The following is a 26,255-nucleotide window of genomic DNA, read 5'->3' on the forward strand; positions in this document are numbered from 1 at the left end:
CCCGTGGCGTTCAGCGCCGCCGGTGCAGGGCACGCGCCAGCCGTACCGCGCGCTCGCGGGTGGCCGCCGGGACCGCGAAGGAGGTCAGCGCGACCGCCGGGGCGAACCGCTGCACCGTCACCGACTGCACGGAGGTGAACGCCCGCAGCCCCTCCTCGCCGTGGATCCGCCCGAAGCCGGAGTCCTTCGACCCGCCGAACGGCAGCGCGGGCACCGCCGCGAAGCCCAGCACCGAGTTCACCGACACCGCGCCCGCGCGCAGCCGCGCCGCGATCGCCGCACCCGTGCGCCCGCTCCCGCAGAACACCGCCGCGCCGAGGGCGTAGCGGGAGGCGTTGGCGCGTTCCACGGCCTCGTCCACGCCCGCCACCGCGTTGACCGTCACCACCGGTCCGAACGTCTCCTCCGTCATCGCCGGCGCGTCCTCCGGCACACCGGTCAGCACCACCGGGGCGACGTACGGCGCGCGCACCGCGTCGGGCCCGCCCAGCAGCGCCCGCCCGCCCGCCGCGACGGCGCCGCTCACATGCCGCTCGACCACGGCGACCTGGCCGGGCAGCGTCATCGGCCCGTACGCGGCGTCCGCGCCGGCGCCCGTGCGCAGCGCCGCGGCCTTCTCCACCACCCGCGCGCACAGCTCCTCGTGCACCTCGCGCATCGCGTAGACGCGCTCCACGCCCGCACACGTCTGCCCCGCGTTGCTCAGCGCGCCCCACACGATCGCGTCGGCGGCCGCGTCCAGGTCGGCGTCGGCGGTGACGATCACCGCGTCCTTGCCGCCGCACTCGGCGAGGAAGGGCGTCAGCGTCTCGGCGCAGACCGCCATCACCTTCCGCGCGGTCCCCGGCGACCCCGTGAACGCCACCTTGTCCACCCCGGAGCGGGCCAGCGCGTCCCCGGTCGCCGCCGCCCCCGTGACCGTGGCGAGCAGCCCCGCGTGCTCGGGCGCGGCGGAGTCGAACAGCTCCGCCAGCAGCACCCCCGTGCCCGGCGTCAGCTCCGACGGCTTGAACACCACCGCGTTCCCCGCCGCGAGGGCGTACCCGATGGAGCCCATCGGCGTGTAAAGGGGGTAGTTCCAGGGGCCGATCACACCGACCACGCCCAGCGGGCGGTGCACCAGCGAGGCCCGCTGGTGCACCGTGAACAGCCCCGTCCGCACTCTCCTGCGGCCCAGCACCCGGGGGGCGTTGCGCGCCGCCCACGCCAGGTGCTCCAGCGTGAGCACGACCTCCAGCGCGGCGTCACCGGCCGGCTTCCCGGTCTCCCGCGCGATGGTGCGGGCCACCGTGTCCAGGTCGTCGGCGAGCGCCTTCTTCCAGCGCAGCAGCAGCTCCCTGCGGCGGGACGCGGGCAGCGCCGCCCACCCCGCCTGCGTGGTGCGGGCGCGCGCGACGGCACGGGCGACGTCCTCCGGGCCGTGCGCCGGGTACTCGGCGAGGCGCTCGCCGGTCGCGGGGGAGTACGTGGTGAAAGTGGAGGCGGTGGCGCGCGGGGCGGCGGCCGGGGCGGTCTCGGTCATGGGGTCTCCTCACGGTGGGCTCGGACGACGGACGACCGCGGGTGCCCGGCAGCCCCCTTGGGGGGCCTCCCGTCGGACGCCTGATGCTCCGGGGCCTCGACGCCTGGCGGCCGGAGGCCCCTCGGCGGGTCCTCGCCCGATGGCTCTTGGTCCGGCGGTCCGGCGTCCGGCGGCCTCTCACCCGAGGGCTCGGCGTTCGGCGGCTCCTGGCCCGGCGGTTCGACGCCCGAAGGCTTCTCGCCCGGCGGTTCGGTGTGCGGCGGCTGGAGTCCCGGTGGGTCCTCGCCTGGCGGTTCGGCGTCCGGCGGCTGAAGGTCCGACGGGTCCTCGCCCCGCGGTTCGGCGTCCGGCGGCCTCTCGCCCGGCAGTGGCTGCACCGGGCGGGACTGGGCCCAGTGCGGGCCCAGGTCGTCCAGGGTCCAGCCGAAGGGATAGGTGCGGGGCTTCGGCCCGCGTGGGAACCGCTCGGGCCGGGCGGGCAGCAGCCGGATGCACGCGGCGCGCAGACGCAGCGCCCGGTGCACGACGGCCCGCAGCCAGGCCGGCTGCGGCTGGAATCCGAGCGCCGTCAGCAGCGGTTCGTCGAGCACGGCCAGCGACGCCCGTACGGCGATCCGGCGCAGCGGGGCCGGGTACCAGGCGGCCATGACGCGTAACGTGGCCGCGGCGACCCGGCGGTTGGCGGGGTCGTAGGCGAACATCTCCCGCTCGTAGGCGTCGTGCAGCCGCTCGAACTCGGCGTACGTACCGGGCACTTCGGAGATGCCCATCATCTCGCCCATCCGCCGGCCCACCAGCGCCAGGCTCTCGGTCTCCTGCGCGCACAGCGGCCGCCACCCGAACCGGTCGATCCACCGTTTCGGCCCGACCACCGTGGTGGCCAGCACGTACAGGAAATCCTCGTTGGGGATCCGGTACCGGCCGTGGATGCGGTTCAGGTGGCGGGCGGCGGCCCGGCCCTGCTCCGAGTCCAGCCCGTCGCGCACCATCTCGTACGCGATCAGCACCGTGTCGTCGTAGCGCTTCTGCCCGGCACGCTCGAACTCCTGGGTGCGGTCGAGCAGTCGGGAGATGCGAGGGACGCCGTAGTCGCGCAGGAAGGCCACGGACGTGCCGTGCAGATAGTCGCGGGGGAACTCGTACTGCGTGATCCACCGGTAGATCTGTTCAAAGTCCCGCTGCGGATCCATCTGCCGCATCCGGGTGAGCCGGCGGCAACGCCCCATCGCTGATCCCTCCTGTCGGCAACGCGGCCACCGGCTCGCCGAGCGAGGGACCGGAGGCGACGGAGTCGTGGAACACGGCCCTGGTGCAACGGTGATACTGAAACTATTGACTTGTAACATCGGCCGTCAAGAGACGCGACGGCCCGAGTCGTCCCGCACCCCGCCCGCCGCCGCGCTCCGGTCGCACCTCCGCCCGTGTTACCGTGGCGCTTTTGCGTGGTCGTCGCGGCGGGCCGTTCCCAGGACCACGTCTCCCTGCGGAAGGCTCCCCATGACCCACTCCGACGACTCCGGCGCCGTCCACGGCGCTCCCGCCCGGCCCGACGCCACGCCGTCCGTCCAGGCGCCGGACGGCTCCTTCGCCGCCCTGGGACTGCCGGAGGCCGTGCTGCGCACCCTGGACCGCCTCGGCGTGCGCGACCCCTTTCCCATCCAGGCGGCCACGCTGCCCGACGCCCTGCGCGGACGCCACGTCTTGGGGCGCGGGCGCACCGGCTCCGGCAAGACGCTCGCCTTCGGCCTGCCCCTGCTGGCCCGCACGGCGGGACGGCGCGCCGAGCCCAAGCAGCCCCTCGCGCTGGTCCTGGTGCCCACCAGGGAGCTGGCCCAGCAGGTCACCCAGGCGCTCGAGCCGTACGCCGAGGCGCTGCGGCTGCGGATGGCCACGGTCGTCGGCGGCCTGTCGATCAGCCGCCAGATCGCCGCGCTGCGCCAGGGGGCCGAGGTGGTCGTCGCCACCCCCGGACGCCTGCACGACCTCGTCGAACGCGACGCCTGCCGGCTGGGACGGGTGCGGATCACCGTCCTGGACGAGGCCGACCAGATGTGCGACCTGGGCTTCCTGCCGCAGGTCTCCGGGCTGCTCGCCCTGGTGCGCCCCGAGGGCCAGCGCATGCTGTTCTCGGCCACCCTGGACGGCGACGTGGGCCGGCTGGTCCGCGACCACCTGCACGACCCCGTCGTCCACTCGGTCGACCCGGCCGGCGCCGCGGTCGCCGGCATGGAGCACCACCTCCTGGTCGTCCACGGCCCCGACCGCTACGCCGTCACCACGGAGATCGCCGCCCGCGACGGCCGCGTGCTGCTGTTCCTCGAGACGAAGCACGCCGTCGACCGGCTCACCCGGCATCTGCGGGCGAGCGGCGTGCGCGCCGGGGCCCTGCACAGCGGCAAGTCCCAGCCGCAGCGCACCAAAACGCTGGCCCAGTTCAAGGAGGGCGGGATCACCGTGCTCGTGGCGACCGACGTCGCCGCCCGCGGCCTCCACGTCGACGACCTCGACCTCGTCGTCAACGTCGATCCGCCCGCCGACCCCAGGGACTACGTGCACCGGGCGGGCCGCACCGCCCGCGCCGGCGCGTCGGGCCGCGTGGTCACGCTGGTGGCGTCCGGCGGGCGCCGCGAGACGCTCCGCATGCTGGCCGAGGCCGGCATCAAGGCCACCGTCACCACCGTGCGCTCCGGCGAGGCCGAACTGACCCGCATCACCGGCGCCAAGGCCCCTTCCGGCGTCCCCCTCGACGGCGGACCCGCCGCGCCGCGTCCCAAGAACACCAACGCGCCCTTCCGCGGCCTCGGCACCAGCAAGGGCGCCCCGCGCGGCGGCGGTTCCGGCGGTTCCGGAGGCAGGAGCCGCAAGGCCGGCGAGGCACGCAAGCTCGCCGAGGCGCGCAGGGCCGCCCAGGTGCGCCGCGGCGGGTGAGCGACACCCCGTCCGGATATTCGCTGCCCGCACGGGGCCCGGCGTGACAAGCTGTGCTCGCCCGTCCGTCACCGAACCCAGGAGGTCACCATGACCGCAGAACCCCCCGCCACGGAAGGTTCGGAGCCGGCCGACGCCGCGACGCCCCCGGTCACCCCGGACGCCGACGGCACCTACGACCTCAAGCGCAAGTTCCGCGAGGCGCTGGAGCGCAAGCGCGGCGCGCAGGCCGAGGCGGCCGAGGCCGCAGGCAATCCGAACGCGTCCAAGGTGCGTGCCACGCACGGACCGGCGACGCACCAGCGGTCGTTCCGCCGCAAGAGCGGCTGAGCCGGTCCGCCCCGCCCCGCCCGTGACGCGCCGCGCTTCACGGGCGGGGCGGGCGCCCCGCTCTCACCACCGGTTGCGGGCCTCCTCCGCCCAGCCGGTGAGCCCGTCGAGATCCACCCAGGAGCCGTCGTCGGCGCGGGCGCGCCCCGTGAAGCTGCCGAAGCACTGGTGCGTGTCGTTGGACACCACCAACAGGCGCGTCCTGGCGGTCCGTACGTGGAAGGGGCGGAACTCCGCCTCCACCCGGGGCCCGGTGATCCGCCACGGCCGCAGCCAGTCCGTGCGGTCGTACTCCCAGACGAGATCGTCGCTGATCTTGTGCAGCCGGCCGTCGAGGAACAGGGCGTTCTCCGTCGAGCCGGTGCCGTCGGTCCACCGCCCTCCGAGCTGAAGCGCACGCCCGGGCGCGCAGCCCGCCGCCCAGTTCCAGGACACGGAGTACGGCCACTTGCCGCGTCCGTGGTCGAGGACGGCGAAGGAGTCGGCGGCGTCGAGGACGATGTCCCGCGAGCCGAGTCGAAGGCGGCCCCGGACGGGGCGGCCCAGGTCCTTCACCGTGTACTGGAACCGGCGCTCGCTCCACGGCACGACCACGCCCAGCGACTCGTGCCCCGGCACCAGCGGCGCCTCGGCCTCCAGCCGGACCCCGGGAGCGGTGGCCGTGACGGTGGTGCCCTCCGCGTGCTGGACGAACGTGACCGTCACCCCGCCGCCCCGCGCGGACGCCGTCCCCGTCCCGCTGCGGTCCGGCATGCGCACGCCCCGCCCCAGCGGCGTCACCGCGTCCTCGGCCAGTTCACGGCCCGTGGCCCGGTCCAGCACGTACACGCCGTGCGTGCCCGCGTAGTCGAGGGAGGAGGCGACCAGGCCGACGATGTGGGACGGGGTGACGATGCCCCAGTACTCCCAGCGCTTCACGCGCCCCCACCCGCGCAGGTTCGCCCGGTGCAGCGGCCGCCGGGTCCAGCCGACCGCCGCCGGGTCGAGCCGCCCGTCGGGGAGGCACAGGTCGACGGGGGAGGTGATCTCACGTTCGGCGGTCATCGCGGCTGCGGCCCCTTCACCAAGGCGGTTGCCTGTCGGCTCTCCGGCCCGAACGGTACCGGTCGGTGACGCGGACTCGGCCGCGGGGAGGCGGGCCGGTGGGCCCGCCTGTGCACCTCACCCCTGCGCGACCACCGCCGCGAACATCCCCGCCTCGTACGAGCCGCCCTTCTGGTGGGTGATGACCGCCAGCCGGTTGGCCGCGTTGATCATCCCGACCAGGCAGACCAGTGCGGCCGTCTGGTCGTCGTCGTAGTGCTTGCGCACCAGCGCCCACGTCTCGTCCGACACACCCTGGTGGGCGTCGGCGAGGCGGGTGCCCTCCTCGGCGAGCGCGAGGGCCGCCCGCTCGGCCTCGGTGAACACGGTGGTCTCGCGCCAGACGGCGACCAGGTGCAGCCGGACCGCGCTCTCCCCGGCCGCGGCGGCCTCCTTGACGTGCATGTCGACGCAGTGGCCGCAGCCGTTGATCTGGCTGGCCCGCAGCGACACCAGCTCCTGCACGGACCGCGGCAGCGGCGAGTCGTGGAGCACCAGGGCCGCGCCGGCGAACCGCTTGGCGAAACGGGCAGCGATCTCGTTCTCGAACAGGTGGAAACGGGCGTCCATCGTGTGGTCCTCACTCGTGGTCGTGTTCGGGACACCCACCAGATGCCGGGCGGCCGTACCGTGTGACCGGCGGCCGGCGTGAGGTGGACCACACGCCGCCGTTGTCACAGAACCCGGCCGGCCGGCGTCCTGTGCGTATGACTGTGATCGGGAGCCGGGACCGGGGAGCGGACGTGACCAGCGGCAGCGGTGGGTGCGGGGAGGACAGCGGCGGCCGGGGGACCGGAGCCGCCACCGAGGACTTCCTCGCGCACCGGAACCTGCTGTTCACCGTCGCCTACGAGATGCTCGGCTCGGCGGCCGACGCCGAGGACGTCCTCCAGGAGACCTGGCTGCGCTGGGCCGGCGTCGACCTCGCGGAGGTGCGGGACCGGCGCGCGTACCTGGTGCGCATCACCACGCGCCAGGCCCTGACCCGGCTGCGCGCGCTGGGCCGCCGCAAGGAGTCCTACGTCGGCTCCTGGCTGCCCGAGCCGCTGCTCACCTCGCCCGACGTCGCCGAGGACGTCGAACTGGCCGACAGCGTCTCGATGGCGATGATGCTGGTCATGGAGACCCTCGCGCCGACCGAGCGCGCGGTGTTCGTGCTGCGCGAGGTGTTCGACGTCGGCTACGACGAGATCGCGGAGGCCGTCGGCAAGTCCCCGTCGGCGGTGCGGCAGATCGCGCACCGGGCCCGCGCCCATGTGGCCTCCAGGCGCCCGCGCGGGGACGGTTCGCCGCAGCGCACGCGCGATGCCCTGGACGCGTTCCGGCGGGCCGTGGAGACCGGCGATCTTCAGGGCCTGCTGGACGTGCTGGCGCCGGACGTCGTCCTGCTCGGCGACGGCGGCGGGATCAAGCAGGCGGTGCTGCGGCCGGTCGTCGGCGCGGACAAGGTGGCCCGGCTGCTGCGGGGCGGGCTGCGGAAGGTCCCCGCCGAGGTGACGCTGCGGCCGGCCCTCGTCAACGGCGGTCCCGCGCTGGTGGTGCACCTGGACGGCGAACTCGACAGCGTGCTCGCGGTGCGCGTCGACGACGGGCTGGTCACCGGCCTGTACGCCGTGCGCAACCCGGAGAAGCTGTCGCACATGGCCCGGGAGACCGTGCTGCGCCGCTGAGGACGACCGCCCTCAGCGGCGCAGCACGGTCTCCCGGCGCCGGACCGTGTCCGAGGTCAGGCCTCCTCGCGCTGAGCCCGGCGGGCGGCGCGGCGGCGCAGCCGCAGGGGCAGCACGTACCAGCACAGTCCGAACCACAGCATGACCCCGGCCACCAGCACCTCGGCCAGCACGCCCGGCACCACGAACCGCAGGATCAGCAGCAGCGTGCAGCCGATGGTGAGCGCGAGCAGCACCATCCCGCACACCATCAGGCGTCCGGCCGCCTTCACCACCTCGTCCTTCATCCGCTGCCCGGACAGGAAGCGGTGGATGGACACCGGCGCGATCAGCGATCCGGTGGCGGCGGCGCCGAACACCACGGTCATCACGTAGATGACCTTGTCCGGCGTCTCCAGCTCACGGAACAGCGGGGTGAACGCGACGCTCAACAGGAATCCGAAGAGGATCTGGACACCTGTCTGGGTGACACGTGTCTCCTGAAGCAGCTCGTTCCAGCGGCGGTTGATGCGCTCGCGCGCCGGCTCAGGCGGCTCGGCGCCGGGCCGTCCGGCATGCTCGTCGTGGCGCGCGCAGCAGGCGCTCTCCTTCTCCGTCGGGCCGGCCGGCCGCTCCGTCATCGTCATGGTGTCCTCCCCAGTTCCAGGCGGACCGTTTGCCCCGATCAGCGGAGGTCATGCCGGGTCAGGGACGAACGAGGGCCGGCACACAGGCCGGTCAGGGGCGGCCGGTGCGTGGCGGCCGCCGGCGGGGCTGCGGCTCGGGATTCTCGACGCGCTCCTCCGCCACCACCGCCACCAGCAGCGAACCGGTCTGCGCCCACTCCTGGTTGAAGGGGATGAGTGCGTCGAGGATGCGCAGGTACGTGGTGTCGCCGCGCCGGCCGACCAGGAACCGCCACGGCTGGGCGTTGTAGGCGGAGGGCGCCCAGCGGTCGGCGAGCAGCGGACGGACGGCCGCGGCGGTGGTCGCGGTGGGGGGTGACATCGGGGGAAGTCCTCACTCGTCAGGGGTGTGGGCGGTGACGTACCGGCGTCCGCGCCGGGACCGGGGGAGCGGCGGGCAGGAGTTCGCGCACCAGCGCGGCGACCTGCTCCACCTCGATCAGGAAGCCGTCGTGGCCGTACGGCGACTCGACGACGCGCGGCGCGTCCGCCGAGGGGATGCCGGCCGCCAGCTCCGCCTGCTGGGCCGGCGGGTAGAGCCGGTCGGAGTCCACGCCGGCCACCAGCGTGGGGGCGGTCACCCGGCCGAGGGCGGCCCGCACCCCGCCCCGACCGCGGCCGACGTCGTGGCTGTTCATCGCCTCCGACAGCACGACGTAGCTGCCCGCGTCGAAACGGCGCACCAGCTTGTCCGCGTGATGGTCCAGGTAGGAGGCGACCTGGTAGCGGCCGCCGCGCCAGGGGTCCTCCGGCTCCTGGGGCATGCGCCCGAAGCGGCTCTGCAGTTCCGGCTCGCTGCGGTAGGTGATGTGGGCGATGCGCCGGGCCAGGCCGAGTCCGGCGTGCGGGCCGCGCTCGGCGTCGTGGTAGTGGCCGCCGTGCCAGTGCGGATCGGAGCGGATGGCGTGCACCTGCGTCCCGGCCCACGCGATCTGCTCCGCGCTCGCGGCCGCCGTGGTCGCCAGCAGCAGGAGCGCGCCGGTCCGCTCCGGGTACGACACGGCCCACTCCACGGCCCGCATCCCGCCCATCGAACCGCCGACGACCAGCGCCCAGCGGTCGACGCCCAGCGCGTCGGCGAGGGCGGCCTCGGCTGCGACCTGGTCCCGCTGGGTCAGGAACGGGAAGTCGCCGCCCCAGCGCCGCCCGGACGGGCCGCGGGAGGACGGGCCGGTGCTGCCCTGGCAGCCGCCGAGCACGTTCGGCGCCACCACGAACCAGCGGTCCGTGTCGAGCGCCCGCCCCGGTCCGACGAGTCCGTCCCACCACCCGGGCGTGGGATGCCCCGGCCCGGCCTCACCGGCGACATGGCTGTCGCCGGTGAGGGCGTGCAGCACCAGCACCGCGTTGGACCGGTCCGGCGCGAGCCGTCCCCACGTCTCGAACGCCAGCCGCACGCCCGGCAGTTCACCGCCCGCCTCCAGCACCAGCGGCCCAGGGTGCGCGGTCCACTGCCGCCGCCCGGGCGGGTCCCCCTCCCGCCAGGCCCCGGAGACCGGCGGGAGGGGGACCGGGGACGGCGTCGGAACGGTGTTCAGGACGCGCCCTTCGCCGCACGGAACCCGGCCTCCAGGTCGGCCTTGAGGTCGTCGAGGTTCTCGATGCCGACGGACAGCCGCACCAGCCCGGGGGACGTGCCGGTGGCCGCGAGCTGCCGCTGGTCGAGCTGGCTGTGGGTGGTGGACGCCGGGTGGATGATCAGGCTGCGGACGTCACCGATGTTGGCGAGGTGGCTGAACAGCCGTACGGCGTCCACGAACCGCTTGCCGGCCTCGACACCGTCCCGCAGCTCGAACGAGACGATGGCGCCCGCGCCGCGCGGCAGATACGTCCGCCCTGCCTCGTACCAGGGGCTGGACGGCAGGCCCGCGTAGTGCACGGCGGCGACCTCGTTGCGCTGCTCCAGCCACTCGGCGAGCGCCTGCGCGTTCGCGGAGTGCCGCTCGATGCGCAGGCTGAGCGTCTCCACCCCCTGCAGCAGCAGGAACGCCGAGTGCGGGGAGAGCGCGGGACCCAGGTCGCGCAGCAACTGCACCCGCAGCTTCACCGCGAACGCACCCGGGCCGAGCGCCGGCCAGTAGCGCAGGCCGTGGTAGCTCGGGTCGGGCTCGCTGAAGTCGGGGAACCGGTCGGCGTGCGCCCCGAAGTCGAAGGTCCCGCCGTCGACGACCACACCCGCGATGGCCGTGCCGTGACCGCCCAGGAACTTGGTCGCGGAGTGCACCACGACGTCCGCGCCGTGCTCCAGCGGCCGCAGCAGATACGGCGTCGGCACCGTGTTGTCCACGATCAGCGGCACCCCCGCCGCGTGCGCGACGTCCGCCACCGCCCGCACGTCGAGGACGTTGCCGCGCGGATTGCCCAGCGACTCCGCGAACAGCGCCTTGGTGCCGGGGCGGATCGCGGCCCGCCACGCCTCCGGGTCGTCGGGGTCGTCCACGAAGGACACCTCGATGCCGAACTTCGGCAGCGTGTGCCGGAACAGGTTGTACGTGCCGCCGTACAGCGAGGTGCTGGACACGATGTGGTCGCCGGCGCTCGCCACGGTCAGCAGCGCCAGCGTCTCCGCGGCCTGCCCCGAGGACAGCGCCACGGCCGCGACACCGCCCTCCAGCGCGGCGATCCGCTGCTCGAAGACGTCCTGGGTCGGGTTGTGGATGCGGGTGTAGATGTTGCCGGGCTCGGCCAGGGCGAACAGGTCGGCGGCGTGCTGGGTGTCGCGGAACACGAACGACGTCGTCTGGTAGATCGGCGTCGCCCGGGCCCCGGTCGTCGGGTCGGGCTCCGCGCCCGCGTGGACCTGCTTCGTCTCGAAGGACCAGGCGGGCGCGGTGTCCGCGGCGGACTCCTCGTCGGGGGTGTGACCTGCGGTGACGGAGTCGATGGGCTGGCTGCTCATGAGGATGCTCCCTGGGGAGGAAAGGAGGGGAAGAGGTCATGCCTGAGGACGCCACGGCGCCACGGACCACGACCCCGGAAAGGAGGGGGCGGCGGTCAGCGCGGTGCGGTGCGGAGAGAAGAAGAGAGAAGGCCGGTCGACGGCCGGCGCGCGGCGTCAGCTCGCGGCGGGACAGCCCGTGGTGGTGACACGCACGTAATCGACGTGGCGGCGGGTCACGAGCACGGTCATGCCGTCAGGTAACCACACGCCGGCGGCGCCGCGCCAGATCGACGGGCGCCGTCTCACTCGCCGGGACGGCGCCCCGGGCGTGGACCAGCGCGACCCGTGTCACCGACCGCTGCTTCGATCGACGGCATGAAGCGGCAGGACCTCACGCGGCGACGCCACGTCGATCTCGCGCGTGTCTCCAGCTCCTGCTGTCGCTGTCACCTCTGAGCGCACCCGAGGGAAACCTTCGCACCCTCGGCGTTCTTCCCGTCACGGCTTCCGTTCGTTCCGCCAGTGCTTTCCGCCGGCGATGCGCCGCCGTCGCCTGACGTCCACTCACCGCGTCCCTTCGACGCCCGGTCCAAGCAACGGACGCCGCCTGTCCGGCCGTTGCACGCCGACTTCCACCATCCGGCGATCGTCGAGACCACTGCCCTCTTCCGGCAGGCCGACGGCGTCGTCATCGGCACCCCCGTCAAGCGGGACAGGCGTGTGCCGGCGAACACCGCCGCGATGGCGCCCGCGATCGTCAGCACGCCGATGACGAGGTCCTGGACCTCCAAGATGCCGAACATCGTCCGCGTGCGGATGCGGTTGAGTCCGCCGGCGGCCACGAGGAAGCCGACGATCCGTGTCACGCACCCGATGCTGCACACGACATGCTAGTGACGGACCGTCAGCGGCGCGTGGCGGACCGTGATCCCGGGTCGGACCCCCGGATGACGGGACCCGGCGGCGGGCCCCTTCCATCACAGTTGAGTAGCGGCCCGGAATTATGGCTTCCGTCACAGCCGTCCCGATCTTGCCCCTGATGTGATCACCGGATGCTCGGTTACCTCGTCCGTCTCCTCCCCTTCTGGATCCGCGAGCCGCTGCTCATCCTCGTCGGGACGGTGTTCGGCGTACGCATCCTCTACATGGCTCTCGTTGACGGCGAGGGATGGGTGCCGGCGGTCATCGGCGCGGTGTTCCTGCTGGGGGCGGCGCTGCGTGTGCGCGTGGTCGTGCGTGCCCTGCGCACCCGCCGCCGCCCGGCTCCCTCCGCGGGCGACGCGGGCGACGCGGGCGACGCGAACGAAGCCGGTGTCGCGAAGGACGCGGAGGCTGCCGCGCCCGCAGCCCCGCGGCCGGCGGCCCCGGTGGTGCGGCGCCCCGCCGAGAAGGAGCCCAACGCCTGGGGTCAAGCGGCCCTGGCCGTGGGCCTGTGCGCGGTGATCGGGGCGGCCTTCTGGTTCCAGGACCGTCTCCCGGGCTCCGGCGACGACACCGCATCCCGCGCCGCCACGTGCCGGCACGACGAGGACGAGAAGCTGCCGAGCGCCTACCGGGCCACCCCCGAGGCCGTGACCGGCGAGGACCTGTGCCGGGCGCTCAACCTGCCCGGGCTGCCCGAGCTCCTCGGCACGCCCACGGAGACCGCGACCTACGCCTCCGGCACCGACAACACCGCCCCCCTGACGGACAGGAAGGTCGCCCAGCCCGAGGCGAGGGTCGAGTTCGACACATACACGGTGGAGCTGTCGGCCACGTACAACAAGCTGACGGTCGACCAGTACCGGGACCTGACCGCGTACGGGGACGAGATGTACGTCAAGGAGCTCACGGTCCTGGGGCGGCCCGCGCTGTTCACCTCGGACCACATGATGAAGATCCAGATCGACCTGGGAAGCGGCGGCGGCTCCGGCGGCCCCGTGGAGCAGGGGCCCCTGGCCCGGACGCTGACCGTGGCCTTCGACGCCGAGGACCGCGGCGGCTCGTACGACTTCACCGTGTGGAGCGAGTCCGGAGCCCTCCCGGACGACGACGCCCTCCTCGGCATCGCGGAGGCGGTCCTGCCGAGGATCACGCAGGGGGCGCGGGACCGGGGCTGACGTTGACGTGCGCGGCCGAGCGGACCTACATTCTTCTGGAATGCTGATTCTAGAAGAATCGTTCGCCCCGTGCATCGCACCCCCGTCACCCAGGAGCAGCGCACCATGACCGAAGCCCGGCCCACGGCCCTCGTCATCGCCGGCAGCAGCGGTATCGGCGCCGCGTCGGCGCGCGAACTGGCGGCGCGCGGCCACAGGGTGGCGGTGCTGGCGCGCGGTGAAGGGGCGGTCGCGCTGGCCCAGGAGCTCGGCGGCCTCGCCGTCCGTGGCGACTACACCGAGGCCGGTGTCATCGAGGAGGCCGTCGACCAGGTGGTCTCCGCCTGGGGCCGTCTCGACGTCCTGGTCAACAGCGCGGGCCACGGTCCCAAGGGGAAGCTCGAGGAACTGACCGACGAGGACTGGGCCACCGGCTTCGACCTGTACTTCTACAACGTGGTGCGCGCCTGCCGCGCGGCGCTCGCCCCGATGCGCGCGCAGGGCGGCGGCAGCATCGTCAACATCTCCTCGGCCAGCCCCGCCGAGCCCTCGCCCCGCTTCCCCACGTCCATGGTCGCCCGGGCCGCCATGACCACCTGGACCAAGCTGTGGGCGGACGAGGTCGCCGCGGACGGCATCCGGATCAACAACGTGCTCCCCGGGTACACCGTCGCCGACCCGGAGTCCGTGCCCGCCGCATGGACCTCGGCGATCCCGCTCGGCCGGGCCGCCGCCTGCGAAGAGGTCGCGCGGACCGTCGCCTTCATGGCGTGCGACGCCACCTACACCACCGGACAGAACCTGCGCGTGGACGGCGGACTCACCCGCGCCGTGTGACCGCGCACGGCGCGGGGACCGCGACCGGCCTACTGACCCTTCCCGGCCGCCCGGCGGGCATAGTCGTCCACCAGGCCTTCCAGGGCCCGGGCGGCCATGTCCGCGTACTCCGCGAAGTCCAGCTCCAGGTGCACGTCGGAGTTCGCGTGGACATAGAAGCCGTCGGTCAACGCCAGGCTCAGCACCGTGAGTTTGGTGGGCAGGTCCGGGAAACGCTCGACGACGTCGGCCGGGACGGACTCGGTGATGCGCTCGACGTCCACCTTGAACATCTCCACCCGCATCCGCAGATACGCCGCACGGACCTCGTTGTCCTCGCCCAGACCGCCCAGCTGCCTGCTCAGCGCCCACACCGCCGCGGCCTTGAGCAGGGCCTCCTCCTTCGTGTACTGCTCCGGGTCGGCCCCGGACAGGCCGGCGATGCCGCGGTGCAGCTTGCGGCGCAGCCCCTCCGGGCCGGAGTGGAGCTCCGTCCACGCCTTGTGGCAGTGCTCCAGCAGGGCGACGAAGAGCTGTTCCTTGCTCTTGAAGTGCCAGTAGACCGAGCCGATGGGCAGGCCGGACGACGCGCTGACCGCCGCCATGGTCGTGCCCTGGTAGCCGTGCTCCAGCGCCAGGTCCAGCGCCGCCAGCAGGATCTGTTCCCGGCTCCTGTCCGAGCGCGCCTGCCGCGTGCCCTTCGTGCCCTCGCCCTGCCGTGTGCTCCGCGTCATGCCGCCACCCTGTCGCCGTCCGTCATCCGTACCCGTGCCACCCGCAACGGTCATTCTAGAACCGCGCTACCAGCCACTGACCGGAGCGGGACCGAAGTGGGGCGTGCCGTACGGCCACTTCGGTCCCGCTGGGATCTCCGGCGTCCTCCGTCCCGCGTCACACGGCGCAGGCGGCCTCCAGGACGCGGGCCACGACCTCGTCGAGCTCCTGCGTCAGGCACTCGGCGGCGATCACATGGTCGGGACGCAGGATCACCGCGCCCACCGGCCTTGCGTCGAACCACGCCTGCAGGCTCGGCTCGCCCCCCAGATCGCCGACGACGGTGACGCCGGCCGCGGCCCGCTCACGGGCCCACGGCAGCTGTGCCGTCGGCACCACCTGCACCAGGCGGGCGCCGAGCCGGTCCAGCGCCGCGCGCCGCTCGGCGGAGAGGAACGCCGTCGGGTCGTTGTTCCAGGCGAGGATCCGCCAGCCCTGACCGGTCGCGTCGTCGAGCAGCATCTCGGCGCCGTCGGCGTCGGTGGCCCTGGGCTGCGGGAAGATCGTGCCCGCCAGCCGGGGCACGTCGCGGGCGGGCAGCGACTTGGACACCGGCAGCGGGGTGTGCACCACCACACCCCGGTCGAACCTCGGCTGGGGCTTGAACGCCTGCCGCTTCTGCGCTTCCCGTTCCTCGGGGGTGCGGGCGGCGGCGATCCGGTCACGCTCGGCGGCCTTCTCGGGGTCGTGGTCGGTCATCTCCTTCGCCATCCGGAGGGAGACGGCCACCATCTGCGTGACATGGCCGAGCCGTTCGGTCTCGTACGTGTCCAGCAGACCGTCGGCCGACAGTCCCTTGACGACGGCGGCGAGCTTCCAGCCGAGGTTGAAGGCGTCGCGGATCCCCGAGTTCCAGCCCTGCCCACCGACCACCGGCATGACGTGGGCGGCGTCACCGGCGAGGAAGATCCGCCCGTGCCGGAACCGGCCCGCGATCCGGGCGTGGTGGCGGTACACGCGGCGGCGGATGATGTCCAGTTTCGACGGGTCCGGCACGTGGGACGCGAGCAGGCCGAAGACGAACGCGTCGTCCTCGACGTCGGCCTCGCCCTCGTCCTCGAAGAGGGTGAACTCCCAGCGGCGGATGCCGTGCGGCAACGCGATGGAGGCGTAACTGCGGGCGGGGTCCCCGCCGAACACGGCGTGCGGCGTGCCGATCGGGTCGTTGGCGACGTCGATCACGATGCCGTCGGTCGGCCGGGTCTCGCCCTCGAACGAGATGCCCAGCCGCTTGCGGGTGGGGGAGGACCCGCCCTCGGCGGCGACGACGTACCGCGCGCGCACGGTCTCACCGTTGGCCAGGGCGGCCACCACGCCGTCCGCCTCCTCGGTCAGGTCCACCACCTCGGCGCCGAACCGCACGGCGGCGGAGGGGAAGCGGTCGAGGCCGGCGAGCAGCACGCGGTCCACCAGCGGCTGCACGAATCCGTTGCGGCGCGGCCAGCCGAACTCGCGCGTCGTCGGGTTCACTTCGGACAGGATCGCCCCGTCACCGTTGATCATGTAGATCTTCTGGTCGGGGATGGTGTGCGGAAGCACCTCGTCGACCAGCCCGGCGGTCTGCATCGCGCGCAGTGCCTCGTCGTCGATGCCCACGGCCCGCGGGTAGTCGATGAGTTCGTGCTCCCGTTCGACGACGAGGACGTCGACGCCCTGCTGTCCCAGCAGGTTGGCCAGGGTCAGACCGACCGGACCCGCCCCGACGACGAGGACGTCGCAGGCCTTGTTCATGTGGTGCTCCGTGCGGATCGGGCCGGGCCCAGCCCGGCGATGGTGTCGCCGAACACGCGGTTCAGCAGGACGAGATCGATGCCGAGGCCGACGTAGTCGACGAGGCCGTCGGCGAACAGGCCGGCCGCGTACTCGGGGCGGCCGGAGTAGATGCCGAGGGTGACGCCGTGCGCGCGTGTGACCTCCCGGATGTGGGAGATCGCCTCGCGCACCGGGCCCTCGTCCCAGTCGCCGCGTCCGGGCAGGCCGTAGGAGACGGCGAGGTCGGCCGGGCCGATGTACACCGAGTCCAGGCCCGGGGTCGCGACGATCTCCTCGGCGTGCTCGACGCCGGCCCGCGTCTCGATCTGGGCCACGGCGGACACCGCCCGGTTGCCGGCCTCGGTGTACGAGTCCCCCGGGTACAGCGCGGGCCGGGACGGGCCCAGACTGCGGTTCCCGGTGGGCGGGTACTTGGTGGCGGCGACCAGGGCCTCGGTCTGGGACCGGGACTCGACGGTGGGCGCGACGATCCCGCGGGCCCCGCTGTCGAGGAGCCGCAGGACCGGCGCGGGGTCCGGCGAGCCCACCCGGGCGTACGCGTAGGCGTTGTCCCGGGGGATCGAGCGCAGGATTCCGCAGGCGGCCTCCAGCCCCAGCTCCCCGTGCTGAAGGTCGAGGATCACGCCGTCGTAACCGGCGGCCACCGCCCACTCCGGCATCGAGAACGACGGGACCGTCTGGTGGTACAGCACCGGGTTCCGGCCGCCACCGAGAGCTTCCCGCTTCACCGCGCCGGCCCTTCTTGTCCGGCCACGCGCGCGGCGTGGGCCGCGGCGGCCCGGCCGCCGAAGACCGGCACGATCTCCCGGCGGGCGAACAGCCACCGGCCGTCCACCTTGCGGTAGCGCTCGCGGAACTCACCGACCGACGCGGGCGCAGTCTGCGGCTCGTTGGTGTCGCGGAAGGTCAGGTACTGCACGGTGCCCTCGATCTCGTCCCCGTCCGCGGCCCGCACCAGGCGGATCCCGCCGATGTGGTGACGGCCGACGACGTCCGTCTGCCGGGCCCGCCTGGCTCCCCACGCCTTCATGGCCTCGCGGTCCATGTCGCCCATCGGGCCGGCCGAGACGCCGTCCTCGGTGTAAAGCTCCCAGGTCGTGTCCGCCCGGTTGTGGTCGAGTCGGTAGAGCATCTCCGCGATGAGCTGCTCGATCTCGACGCGGGTGGCCGCGTCGACGGGACGGTAGTCACTCATGTTCAGCCTTTCGATTCCGCGGTCGCGACCACGCGGCCCAGCCCGGTGACGGTGGCGACGCACTCGACATCGGCGGGCCACGGCTCGATGTAGCCGATGGAGCCCGACAGCAGCACTTCTCCGGCGCGCAGCGGCTCGCCCGTGCGGATCGCGGTCTCCGCCAGCCAGACGACCGCGTTGACCGGGTCCCCCAGCACGTTGCTGCCGACACCCCGGGTGATCTCCTCGCCGCCCCCGGTGATGACCATCTCCACCTGGGTCAGGTCGGTCTCGCCGTAGGGGTGCCGCTCCTCGCCGAGGACGACCCCGCTGCAGCCCGCGTTGTCGGCGATGGTGTCGACGATCTGCCCGACGGAGCCGGCGTAGCGGAAGTCCACGACCTCGAACGCGGGCGTCACGTAGTCGATCGCGGCCTCCACACCTGCACGGGAGGGATCCATGACGTCGCTCTTCAGCACGAACGCGACCTCCGCCTCGATCAGCAGGCGGTTGTACGCGGACAGCGGCAGGCGCACGCCCGAGGCGTGCACCATGTCGTCGTGGATGATCCCGTAGTCCGGCTCGTCGATGCCGACGCGCCGTTGCACGAGGGGGTTGGTCAGGCCGACCTTGCGACCCACCCGCTGCACGCCCAGCTCGCGTTCGCGGAGGGCGGCGAACTCGGCGGAGATCGCGTAGGCGGAGTCGAGGTCGCGCTCGGGCAGCCGAGGGCTCACGTACGGCACGGTGTACACGCCGCGCTTGGCCTCGAACAGCTCGCGTGCGATCTCTCCGATGGTTTCCCGGGTGACGCTCACTCCGGTCCTTTCCTCAGGCATGCTTCTGGAGGAAGGCGACGGCCGCGGCGTTGAACTCGGCGGCCCCCTCCCACTGCGGCCAGTGCGCGGCGCCGCGGACCAGCAGGTACTCACCGTCCGGGATGAGCCCGCACAGACGCGCGCCCTCGGCCTCGTCGCCGGTCGGCTCGTTGTCGGTCCACACCATCAGGGCGGGGACCGGGACGGCCGCGAAGTCGTCGTCGGTCACGCGGTTGCGCCACCGCCGCTCCGGCTCCCGCAGGGCGGACACGTTCGCCATGCTGAACCCGTCCCGGGCGTAGATCGCGCGGCGCACCCGGACCAGCTCGTCGGTGACGTTCCGCGGGTCGTGGATCACCACCTGGAGGCGCTTCTTCACGTTCTCGAAGGTCGGCTCGCTCACCGCCTTGGCGCTCACCGACTGCGTCCGGTCCAGCTGCGGTTCGCCGATCACCCGGCCGCCCGGCGCGGAAAGGATCACCGTGCGCAGGCGCTCGGGGTGCTTCGGCGCGAACTTCAGCGCGAGCCAGCCGCCGAGCGACTCGCCGGCGAGATGCACGCGGTCGAGGTCCAGCGCGTCGAGCAGGGCGAGCAGGTGGTCCTCGTAGTCGCGGATCTCGAGCGGGTGGTCGGCCAGGGAGGTGTACCCGTGGCCCGGGTAGTCGTAGCCGACCACCCGGAAACCGGCCTCGGCGAACGCGCGGACGTTCTGCGTCCACGCCTCGATGTGACCGCTGGTGCCGCTGGCCAGGACGACCGTCTGCGCGTCCGGGACCGCCCCGGCGATGTCGAGGACCCGGGTGCGGTAGCCCCCCGCGTCCACGTACCGCAGCGTGTGCTCCAGGTCCGCGATCTCCTCCCACAGGGTCGCCAGGTGTGCCCTCGTCATCCCGCTCATGCCGTCACCGCCGTCTGCACGGCGAAGCCCGCGCCCCACTTCTCGACCGCCCAGTAGCGGTCGACGGCGAAGCGGTAGGGCCCGGCGGCCGACAGCGCCGCGTAGGCCGCGATCCAGCTGCGCATCTCGTGCGCGGCCGAGCCGCCCTCCGCGACGAACCAGCCGTTCTCCCACCCGTCGGCCGCGGTGAGGTCGCCGGATCGGAAGGTGTCGAGGACGAGCTTGTCCCACTCCTCGTTCAGCGGGTCGCTCGGAGCCTTGCCGTCCGCGATCGCCTGGATTCCCCTGACGATCATCTGCTCGCGCTCGTGCCGCTCCTCGGGGGAGGGCGCGTAGGCGATCAAACGTTCCTGCAGAGTGCCGGGGGCGCCGTCCCAGCGAGGGATCGGAGGGTTGTGGGAGATGCCGCCCGAGGCCAGGAACAGCACCTTCTTGTCCAGCGCGAGGGCGGCCCGGCCGAACGCCTCGCCCATCAGGCGCACCCGGCGCATGGGGGAGAGAGGCAGGCCGATCGCGTTCACGAACACCGGCACGATCGGCTGCGTGAAGTTCTTGCCGAACACGAAGTCGAGCGGCTGGACGATGCCGTGGTCGACCGTCATCCGCTCGCTGCGGCCGATGTCGATGCCCTCTGCCAGTACGGCGGCGTGCAGGTTCCGGGCGGCGTCGGCATCGACGGGGAGCGGTCCCGCGGTGGTGCCGTAGTCACCGACGCCCTCGGCGACCGCACCGATCGCCCATGGGGTGATCAGCGAGTACAGCTGGCCGTTGAAGTGGTCGGGACCGAAGACCACGACCAGGTCGGGGGCGTACCCGGAGACGAACTCCTTGACCTCGTCGATGGCGGTGTTGATCTCGGTGAACGTCTCCCCGCCCGGGTCGACGTTGCCGAAGGAGGGTGCGTGGGAGAGCGCTGCGACGGCCAGCGGCATGGAGCTGGTTCCTTTCTGGGAGGGTGCGGACGGCCGCTAGGCGGACGTACCGGAGAGCGCGGGCTCGGGGTGGTGGGGCTCGGCCGTGTCGGAGCGGCGCTGGGCCAGGTGGAGGGCGATGATGCTGACGCCGGCGACCAGCATCGGCAGCGAGAAGACGGTGAAGGCCGCGCCCATGCCCCAGCCGGCGTCGAAGGCCGCGCCGCCGATGACCGGGGCGGCGATGCCGCCGAACCGGCCGACGCCGATGACCACACCGAAGCCGGTCGAACGGGCCAGTGTCGGGTACAGCGTCGGAACGATCGCGTAGAAGGCCGCGGTGCCCGAGCAGACGAAGAAGGAGGCCGCGAACAGGGTCCACCAGGCGGTGGGCATCTGGGAGCCGACGATGCCGAACAGCGACAGGGTGACGGTGGCCAGGAGCAGGAAGACCGGGGCGAGGACGCGGACGTTGATCCTGCCGCCCAGGTAACCGAAGAGCACGTTGCCGAGGATGCCGCCGATGCTGAAGGCGGTGACGAGCTGCGGGGCCAGCGCGGGGTTGTCGTTGGCCGACGCCACGCTGCTGGGCGCCCAGTTCGTCATGAAGTAGAAGCTGAGCATGTAGGCGATGTAGCCGACGATCATCAGCAGTGTGTAGGCGCCGGTCCGGCCGGTGAAGACGGTGCGCAGCGACCCCTTCGCCCTGGCCCCCGCGGACTCCGGCTCGGGGAGCGCCGCGAGCGCGGGCCGGCGCATCTTCGCGAGCAGCGCGTTGAGCCGCTCCAGCGCGTCGGGGCGGCGGCCCTCGGACAGCCAGGCGAGCGACTCGGGCAGCAGTGCGTACGTGGCGACCGCGGCGACCGCGCTGAGGACGAAGCCGATCCACCAGCCGAACTGCCAGCCCCGGGTGTCGAGCATCGGGCCGACGATCATCGAGCCGAGCAGTCCGCCGATGTTGATGGCGGCGGCGTAGACGGCCATGACCAGGGCGTACACGCGCTTGCCCGTGTACTCGGCGAGGATGACGCCGACCACGGCCACCAGACAGCCGACCCCGACGCCGGTGACGATGCGGCTCAGGACCAGGGGCCAGGTACCGGTCTCCGGCGTGGCGAACGGGCCGATGAACATGCCCGCCGCGATCGTCGTGGTGGCGATGACGCCCATCTTGCGCCGGCCGATGCGGTCGGCGAGCGGCGCGACGATGATCGAGCCCACGAGCATGCCGATCAGCGCACCGGACATGACCAGTCCGAGCTCCGCCTTCGAGACGCCGAAGCCCCTCTCGATGTACGGCGCGGCGAACGACGTGAGGGAGACGTCGTAACCGTCGAGCACGACCAGGGTGATCGCGATGACGATGGCGCGTTTCTGCAGCCCGCTCATCTTCTCCTGCGGGATGTGGTCGGTGACCCTCATGCAAGTTCCCCTGTTCCGGGACAGAGCGGACGTGTGCCGTGGCAGTGGCCCGCAAAGGAGGAGGCGGAACGCTGACCAGCGGCGTTCCATCGACGAAAACTAGAAGTTACGTTCTAGAATCGTCATTACAGTGACGAGCGGCCGGGGGTGGTGTCAAGGGGTGGCGGGCGATCGGTCGAAAGGGCCGAGTCGGTGTGCGGAAACGTGCCGACACGCGTGTCGGCAACATCCGGTAAGATGCCGACGCTCGTGTCGTCAAGTGCGAGTAAAGGGCGTGCGTGCCCGGCGCCGCGCCCCCTCACCCCCGTCGCCCGGAGTTCCCGTGTTCCTTGCCCTACGCGATCTGCGCTTCGCCCGCGGCCGCTTCGTCCTGATGGGCGCCGTGGTCGCCCTCATCGCCGTCCTCGGCGTCCTCCTCTCGGGGCTCGCCTCCGGACTGGCGGACGCCGGTATCTCCGGCCTGCGCGCGCTGCCCGTGACCCACATGGCCTTCGACGAGAAGGCGACCAGTGAGCAGTTCTCCCGCTCCGCCGTCGAGCAGGAGGACTGGGAGGCCTGGTCCGCGGCCCCCGGCGTGGAGCGGGCCGAGCCGTTCGGCAACACCCTGGTCAACGCCCAGGTGACCCAGGGCGAGGAGAAGGGCGAGCAGGTCAACCTCGCCGTGTTCGGCATGGCTTCCGACTCGCCGCTGGCCCCGAGCCCGGACGACGGGAGGGGGCTGGAGGACGGCGGGGGCGGCATCGTGATCACCCAGGAGATCGCCGACCTCGGCGTGCGCGTCGGGGACGAGCTGACCGCCGACAAGAGCGAGGTCCGGCTGAAGGTCGTCGGCCTCGTCGACGACACCGTCTCCTACGGCCACATCGGCGTCGCCTACGCCGACCTCGACACCTGGCGGCACCTCCACTACGGCCTGCCCGGCGAGCTGCCCGAGGCCGCGCTCCGCCAGGCCACGGCCGTCGCCCTGACCGTGGAGGACGGCGCCGACGTCACCGCCGTCGAGAAGGCCACCGGCACCCGCGCCGACGACAAGGAGACCACCTACGGCGCGTCTCCCGGTTACACGGCCGAGTCGAGCACCATGGCGTTGATCAAGGGCTTCCTGTACGCCATCTCCGCCCTCGTCGTCGGCGCCTTCTTCACCGTCTGGACCGTGCAGCGCAAGCCGGAGATCGCCCTCCTCAAGGCGCTCGGCGCCCCCACCCGCTACATCCTGCGCGACGCGCTCGCCCAGGTCGTCGCCGTCCTCGTCGTCGCCACCGCCGCCGGCACCGCCGTGGGCCTCGCCCTGGGCAGCGCGATGATCGGCAAGGCGCCGTTCTCCCTGTCCGCCCCCGCCATCGCCACGTCCGCCGGCCTGCTCATCGGCCTGGGGACCGTGGGCGCCGCCGTCGCCGTCCGCCGCATCACCGCCGTCGACCCCCTGACCGCCCTGGGAGCCACCCGATGACCACGCCCTCTACCGACCACCGGGCCACCCCGGACGCGCCCGGCTCCGACGGACTGCGCCTGCACGAGCTCAGCCTGACCCTCGGTGACGGCGACACCGCCGTCACCGCCCTCGACCACGTCGAACTGACCGTCGCCCCGGGCGAGTTCGTCGCCGTCGTCGGCCCCTCGGGATCCGGCAAGTCCAGCCTGCTCGCCGTCGCCGGCGGGCTCCAGCGGCCCACCTCGGGCACCGTCCGCGTCGCCGGCGCCGAGCTGACCGCCCTGTCGGACAAGGAACGCACGGCGGCCCGCCGGCGCCACATCGGTTTCGTCTTCCAGCAGTCGAACCTGCTCGCGTCCCTGACCGTCCGGGAACAGCTCCTGCTGCCCCTGCACATCGACGGACGGCTGGACGCCGCGGCCCGGACCCGGGCCGACGCACTCATCGAGGCGGTCGGCCTCGCGCACCGCGCCGGCTCCCGCCCGCACCAGCTGTCCGGAGGCGAACGCCAGCGCGCCGGTCTGGCCCGCGCGCTGATGACCTCACCCGCCGTTCTGCTGGTGGACGAGCCCACCTCGGCGCTGGACCGCGAGCGTTCCGCGGAAGCGGTACGGCTGATCGCCGAGCAGACCCACCGGCACGGCACCGCCACCGTCATGGTCACCCACGACACGGCGATAATGGACGCCGCCGACCGGGTGCACGAGATGGTCGACGGCCGGCTGTCCTGAACCGGGCGGCGGCCGGCGCCGTGCCGCCCGGCCCCGTCCGTCTGCCAGGAGTCCCGCCCGCATGCCGAAGATCAACGCCGCCACCGTCGCCGAACACCGTGCGCATCAGCGTGAGGCGCTGATCGGCGCGGCGATCGACATCCTGGTGAACGAGGGCGCCGCCGCCGTCACCCCGGCGTCGGTCGGCGCCCGCGCGGGCCTGGCGCGCTCCAGCGTGTACCAGTACTTCGACTCCTCGGCGGCCCTGCTGGCCACCGTCACCGAGGAGGCCTTCCGGCGGTCCAACGAGGCACTCGCCCGCGCCATGGCCACCGCCAAGGGCCCGGTGGAGCGGGTCGAGGCGTTCTTCCGGGAGAGCCTGCGCCTGGGCGCCGAAGGCGCCCACCGGCCGGCCGCCGCGCTCATGAACGCCGGTCTGCCGCCTGCCTGCCAGGAGCGTCTGGTCGAGCTCCACCTGGAGCAGGTCGAGCCGTTCCGCGCGGCCGTCCGGGAGCTCGGCGTCCCCGAGCCCGCCCTCACCGCGGACCTGATCGCCGGGATGCTTCACACGGCCCTGGCCGCGGTGGACGGCGGCGCCCCGCTCGACACGGTCACCGGGCGCACGCTGGACCTGGTGCGCCGCTGCCTCGGTCCGCACAGCGGTGCGGCGGGTCCGGCATGACACCGGAACCCGCCGCACCGGCTCCCCCTCGGAACAGGGCTTCTCAGCGCTGCAGGGTCAGCAGGCCCGGGCGGTAGGGCAGCAGGCCGTAGTCACCTCCTGAGTTGGGGCTGCGGCCCTGGTACAGCAGCTGCAGGTTGCAGGGGTCGACGGTCATCGTCTGGTCGGCGCTGGTCCGCAGCAGCTCGCCGTGACTGATGTCGTTCGTCCAGGTGGCGCCGCTGTTGGCCTTGCCGGCGAAGGGGTTGCTCTCGGTCGCGGCCTGGGGCGTCCAGGTGCCGCCCAGGCTGGTCGCGGTGAACGAGCGGAAGTACCGGCCCTGCGAACCGATCGCTTCGACGATCATGAGGTAGCGGTTCTGGCCCTGCAGCTTGTACACCTGCGGGGCTTCGAACAGGTTGTTCGTCGTGTCGCTCATGACCACGGTCGAGGTCGAGCCGAAGCTGCCGGGGAAGTTCCCGATCGGCATGCTCGCCCGGTAGATCTTGCCGTTGTCGCCGGCGAAGAACAGGTACATGTTCGTGCCGTCACCGATGAGGGTCTGGTCGATGGGTCCCGTTCCGGAGCCGGAGATGCTCCCGGAGAACAGCACCTGCTCGGACGACCAGCCGTTGGGGTTGGTGGGGTCGGTCGACGTCCGGTAGGAGAAGGCGGTGCCTCCCCACTGGTAGGCCAGCACCCAGATGTTCTTCGGCGCGAAGTAGAAGAGGCTGGGCGCGACCGTCGAGTTGTTCATCGCGTTCTGGCTGGCGGAGGCCATCTCCGACCAGGCCCCGAACAGACCGAAGTTCATCGAACCCCAGCGCGTCCCGGTGTCGTGCGTGGTCGCGTAGACGAGCTGCTTGCCGTTGTAGGGGGCGACGGTGAAGTCCTTGAGCGACACCCATCCCTGCCGGGGCTGCGCCAGGGCGCCGGTGGAGCTCCAGCGGTAGCTCGACGGCAGGTCGCAGGAGCCCGGGTTCCCCGGGTCCGAGCCGACCTTGACGAGCTGCCACTGCTGGTTGGTCCCGCCCCAGTCGTCGTACTGGACGACGTTGGCGTTGTCGGCGGTGGAGGCGCCCTGCACCTCGAGGGCCTTGCCGCTGTGGCGGGAGATGAGGCGTACGTGGCCGTCCGGGCTGTCGGCCAGCCGCCACTGCTGGTTGGCGGCGTTCAGGTCGGACCACTGGACGATCGAACCGCCGTTCGCGGTGGACCAGTTGTAGACGTCCAGCACCTTGCCGGAGTGGACGGACTTGATGCGGTAGTAGCCGTTCCCGGAGTCGACGAACCGCCACTGCTGCTGGGCCTGGTCGTTCCTCGACCACTGGGTGATCCGGGCGCCGTCGCTCGTGGCCAGGTTGTACACGTCCAGCGCCTTGCCGCTGTTGCGGTTGACCAGCACGTACGAGGCGTTGGTGTCCACGGTCGCGGCCTCGGCGGGCTGGGCGCCGAGGAAGGTGGCGAGCAGCAGCAGGGGAGCGAGGACACCGAGTAAACGTCTGGAACGGACCGGAAGGGTGTGGCGAAGCCACATGGGAAGGCCTCCTTCGACGTGGGGGGAGATGACGCCGGTGCACGGCGGAGCGACGACCGCGCAGGGGCGGAAAGGGGTCCGAATGTTTCGAAGTGATTCCGGCTCTGTGACGCCACAAGGTAGAAAGCGGAGGGTGTCCGGTCAAGGCCTGTCGCCGATCTGGCCGCAAACA

At 72.7% G+C, this 26,255-nt stretch carries 25 protein-coding genes and 2 pseudogenes; 10 read left to right on the forward strand and 17 right to left on the reverse strand.

What is annotated here, in order from left to right; all coding sequences use genetic code 11:
* Positions 1-10 precede the first annotated feature (10 nt).
* Positions 11-1,522 carry an aldehyde dehydrogenase family protein gene (locus ACP7TJ_RS29410; protein WP_401626573.1) on the reverse strand — a complete coding sequence of 504 codons (1,512 nt, stop codon included), beginning with the start codon at positions 1,520-1,522 and terminating at the stop codon, positions 11-13.
* A 356-nt stretch (positions 1,523-1,878) separates the two neighbouring features.
* Positions 1,879-2,748 (reverse strand): annotated as a pseudogene (locus tag ACP7TJ_RS29415) (oxygenase MpaB family protein); the annotation flags it as partial.
* Between the two features lie 271 nt (positions 2,749-3,019).
* Between ACP7TJ_RS29415 and ACP7TJ_RS29420 the strand changes: the two are divergent.
* Both ACP7TJ_RS29420 and ACP7TJ_RS29425 read left to right on the forward strand, forming a co-directional pair.
* The gene (locus ACP7TJ_RS29420; protein ID WP_167744507.1) at positions 3,020-4,450 is read left to right on the forward strand and encodes a DEAD/DEAH box helicase; all 1,431 of its coding nucleotides are present in this window, start codon (positions 3,020-3,022) and stop codon (positions 4,448-4,450) included.
* Between the two features lie 90 nt (positions 4,451-4,540).
* Positions 4,541-4,780, forward strand: coding sequence for a DUF5302 domain-containing protein (locus ACP7TJ_RS29425; protein WP_093767397.1), 240 nt, complete (start codon positions 4,541-4,543; stop codon positions 4,778-4,780).
* 63 nt (positions 4,781-4,843) lie between these two features.
* On the opposite strand, the gene ACP7TJ_RS29430 is transcribed toward ACP7TJ_RS29425, so the two are convergent.
* Entirely contained in the window at positions 4,844-5,824 is a 981-nt protein-coding gene (locus ACP7TJ_RS29430; RefSeq protein WP_367461824.1) for a DUF2804 domain-containing protein, read from the reverse strand.
* Positions 5,825-5,941: 117 nt separating this feature from the next.
* Positions 5,942-6,433: a carboxymuconolactone decarboxylase family protein gene (locus tag ACP7TJ_RS29435; protein WP_093767399.1), complete on the reverse strand. Its 492-nt coding sequence runs from the start codon at positions 6,431-6,433 to the stop codon at positions 5,942-5,944.
* A gap of 173 nt (positions 6,434-6,606) precedes the next feature.
* Here ACP7TJ_RS29435 and ACP7TJ_RS29440 point away from each other — a divergent pair, with 173 nt between their 5' ends.
* Positions 6,607-7,533 carry an RNA polymerase sigma-70 factor gene (locus tag ACP7TJ_RS29440; protein ID WP_266403148.1) on the forward strand — a complete coding sequence of 309 codons (927 nt, stop codon included), beginning with the start codon at positions 6,607-6,609 and terminating at the stop codon, positions 7,531-7,533.
* Positions 7,534-7,589: 56 nt separating this feature from the next.
* On the opposite strand, the gene ACP7TJ_RS29445 is transcribed toward ACP7TJ_RS29440, so the two are convergent.
* The 4 genes from ACP7TJ_RS29445 to ACP7TJ_RS29460 form a co-directional block, all read right to left on the reverse strand.
* Positions 7,590-8,159: a DUF6328 family protein gene (locus ACP7TJ_RS29445; RefSeq protein ID WP_093767401.1), complete on the reverse strand. Its 570-nt coding sequence runs from the start codon at positions 8,157-8,159 to the stop codon at positions 7,590-7,592.
* Between the two features lie 91 nt (positions 8,160-8,250).
* Positions 8,251-8,520: a nitroreductase family protein gene (locus tag ACP7TJ_RS29450; RefSeq protein ID WP_427766599.1), complete on the reverse strand. Its 270-nt coding sequence runs from the start codon at positions 8,518-8,520 to the stop codon at positions 8,251-8,253.
* A gap of 19 nt (positions 8,521-8,539) precedes the next feature.
* Positions 8,540-9,736, reverse strand: coding sequence for a homoserine O-acetyltransferase MetX (metX, locus tag ACP7TJ_RS29455; protein WP_266404489.1), 1,197 nt, complete (start codon positions 9,734-9,736; stop codon positions 8,540-8,542).
* Positions 9,733-11,097, reverse strand: a complete 1,365-nt coding sequence (locus ACP7TJ_RS29460) for a bifunctional o-acetylhomoserine/o-acetylserine sulfhydrylase (RefSeq protein ID WP_266403154.1) — start codon at positions 11,095-11,097, stop codon at positions 9,733-9,735. The genes metX and ACP7TJ_RS29460 overlap by 4 nt, the downstream gene beginning before the upstream one ends.
* Positions 11,098-11,454: 357 nt before the next feature.
* Between ACP7TJ_RS29460 and ACP7TJ_RS29465 the strand changes: the two genes are divergently transcribed.
* The 4 genes and pseudogenes from ACP7TJ_RS29465 to ACP7TJ_RS29480 all read left to right on the forward strand — a co-directional run bounded on the left by ACP7TJ_RS29465 (position 11,455) and on the right by ACP7TJ_RS29480 (position 13,994).
* Complete coding sequence (locus ACP7TJ_RS29465) at positions 11,455-11,535, forward strand: putative leader peptide (RefSeq protein WP_353961707.1); 81 nt, start codon at positions 11,455-11,457, stop codon at positions 11,533-11,535.
* A 147-nt stretch (positions 11,536-11,682) separates the two neighbouring features.
* Positions 11,683-11,784 (forward strand): annotated as a pseudogene (locus ACP7TJ_RS29470) (NADPH-dependent FMN reductase); the annotation flags it as partial.
* 347 nt (positions 11,785-12,131) lie between these two features.
* Complete coding sequence (locus tag ACP7TJ_RS29475) at positions 12,132-13,178, forward strand: DUF6215 domain-containing protein (protein WP_427766601.1); 1,047 nt, start codon at positions 12,132-12,134, stop codon at positions 13,176-13,178.
* A gap of 69 nt (positions 13,179-13,247) precedes the next feature.
* A complete protein-coding gene (locus tag ACP7TJ_RS29480) occupies positions 13,248-13,994 on the forward strand; it encodes an SDR family oxidoreductase (protein ID WP_313896858.1) in 747 nt (248 codons plus the stop codon).
* 29 nt (positions 13,995-14,023) lie between these two features.
* On the opposite strand, the gene ACP7TJ_RS29485 is transcribed toward ACP7TJ_RS29480, so the two are convergent.
* The 8 genes from ACP7TJ_RS29485 to ACP7TJ_RS29520 form a co-directional block, all read right to left on the reverse strand.
* Entirely contained in the window at positions 14,024-14,707 is a 684-nt protein-coding gene (locus ACP7TJ_RS29485) for a TetR/AcrR family transcriptional regulator (RefSeq protein ID WP_167744513.1), read from the reverse strand.
* Between the two features lie 157 nt (positions 14,708-14,864).
* A complete protein-coding gene (locus ACP7TJ_RS29490) occupies positions 14,865-16,478 on the reverse strand; it encodes a bifunctional 3-(3-hydroxy-phenyl)propionate/3-hydroxycinnamic acid hydroxylase (protein WP_427766606.1) in 1,614 nt (537 codons plus the stop codon).
* Entirely contained in the window at positions 16,475-17,248 is a 774-nt protein-coding gene (locus ACP7TJ_RS29495; protein WP_367453367.1) for an HpcH/HpaI aldolase family protein, read from the reverse strand. The genes ACP7TJ_RS29490 and ACP7TJ_RS29495 overlap by 4 nt, the downstream gene beginning before the upstream one ends.
* Positions 17,245-17,715, reverse strand: a complete 471-nt coding sequence (locus ACP7TJ_RS29500; protein ID WP_266403185.1) for a nuclear transport factor 2 family protein — start codon at positions 17,713-17,715, stop codon at positions 17,245-17,247. Before ACP7TJ_RS29500 ends, ACP7TJ_RS29495 begins: the two co-directional genes overlap by 4 nt.
* A gap of 2 nt (positions 17,716-17,717) precedes the next feature.
* The gene (locus ACP7TJ_RS29505) at positions 17,718-18,512 is read right to left on the reverse strand and encodes a 2-keto-4-pentenoate hydratase (protein ID WP_228914982.1); all 795 of its coding nucleotides are present in this window, start codon (positions 18,510-18,512) and stop codon (positions 17,718-17,720) included.
* Between the two features lie 13 nt (positions 18,513-18,525).
* A complete protein-coding gene (locus ACP7TJ_RS29510) occupies positions 18,526-19,401 on the reverse strand; it encodes an alpha/beta fold hydrolase (protein WP_427766611.1) in 876 nt (291 codons plus the stop codon).
* A 5-nt stretch (positions 19,402-19,406) separates the two neighbouring features.
* A complete protein-coding gene (locus ACP7TJ_RS29515; protein ID WP_367494447.1) occupies positions 19,407-20,342 on the reverse strand; it encodes a 3-carboxyethylcatechol 2,3-dioxygenase in 936 nt (311 codons plus the stop codon).
* A 36-nt stretch (positions 20,343-20,378) separates the two neighbouring features.
* On the reverse strand, positions 20,379-21,743 hold the full coding sequence (locus ACP7TJ_RS29520) for an MFS transporter (RefSeq protein ID WP_367453364.1): 1,365 nt from the start codon (positions 21,741-21,743) through the stop codon (positions 20,379-20,381).
* A gap of 322 nt (positions 21,744-22,065) precedes the next feature.
* Here ACP7TJ_RS29520 and ACP7TJ_RS29525 point away from each other — a divergent pair, with 322 nt between their 5' ends.
* The 3 genes from ACP7TJ_RS29525 to ACP7TJ_RS29535 all read left to right on the forward strand — a co-directional run bounded on the left by ACP7TJ_RS29525 (position 22,066) and on the right by ACP7TJ_RS29535 (position 24,567).
* Positions 22,066-23,193: an ABC transporter permease gene (locus ACP7TJ_RS29525; protein WP_401541305.1), complete on the forward strand. Its 1,128-nt coding sequence runs from the start codon at positions 22,066-22,068 to the stop codon at positions 23,191-23,193.
* Positions 23,190-23,906 carry an ABC transporter ATP-binding protein gene (locus ACP7TJ_RS29530; protein ID WP_427766616.1) on the forward strand — a complete coding sequence of 239 codons (717 nt, stop codon included), beginning with the start codon at positions 23,190-23,192 and terminating at the stop codon, positions 23,904-23,906. The genes ACP7TJ_RS29525 and ACP7TJ_RS29530 overlap by 4 nt, the downstream gene beginning before the upstream one ends.
* 61 nt (positions 23,907-23,967) lie before the next feature.
* On the forward strand, positions 23,968-24,567 hold the full coding sequence (locus ACP7TJ_RS29535) for a TetR/AcrR family transcriptional regulator (protein WP_320587847.1): 600 nt from the start codon (positions 23,968-23,970) through the stop codon (positions 24,565-24,567).
* Positions 24,568-24,610: 43 nt separating this feature from the next.
* Here the strand turns inward: ACP7TJ_RS29535 and ACP7TJ_RS29540 are convergent, their stop codons facing one another.
* Positions 24,611-26,083 (reverse strand): non-reducing end alpha-L-arabinofuranosidase family hydrolase, encoded by a 1,473-nt coding sequence (locus tag ACP7TJ_RS29540; RefSeq protein WP_167744524.1) that lies wholly within the window; start codon positions 26,081-26,083, stop codon positions 24,611-24,613.
* Between the last annotated feature and the right edge of the window lie 172 nt (positions 26,084-26,255).

This window comes from Streptomyces sp. DSM 41931 (genome assembly GCF_050271085.1).
In the GTDB taxonomy this organism is placed as follows: Bacteria; Actinomycetota; Actinomycetes; order Streptomycetales; family Streptomycetaceae; genus Streptomyces; species Streptomyces albogriseolus.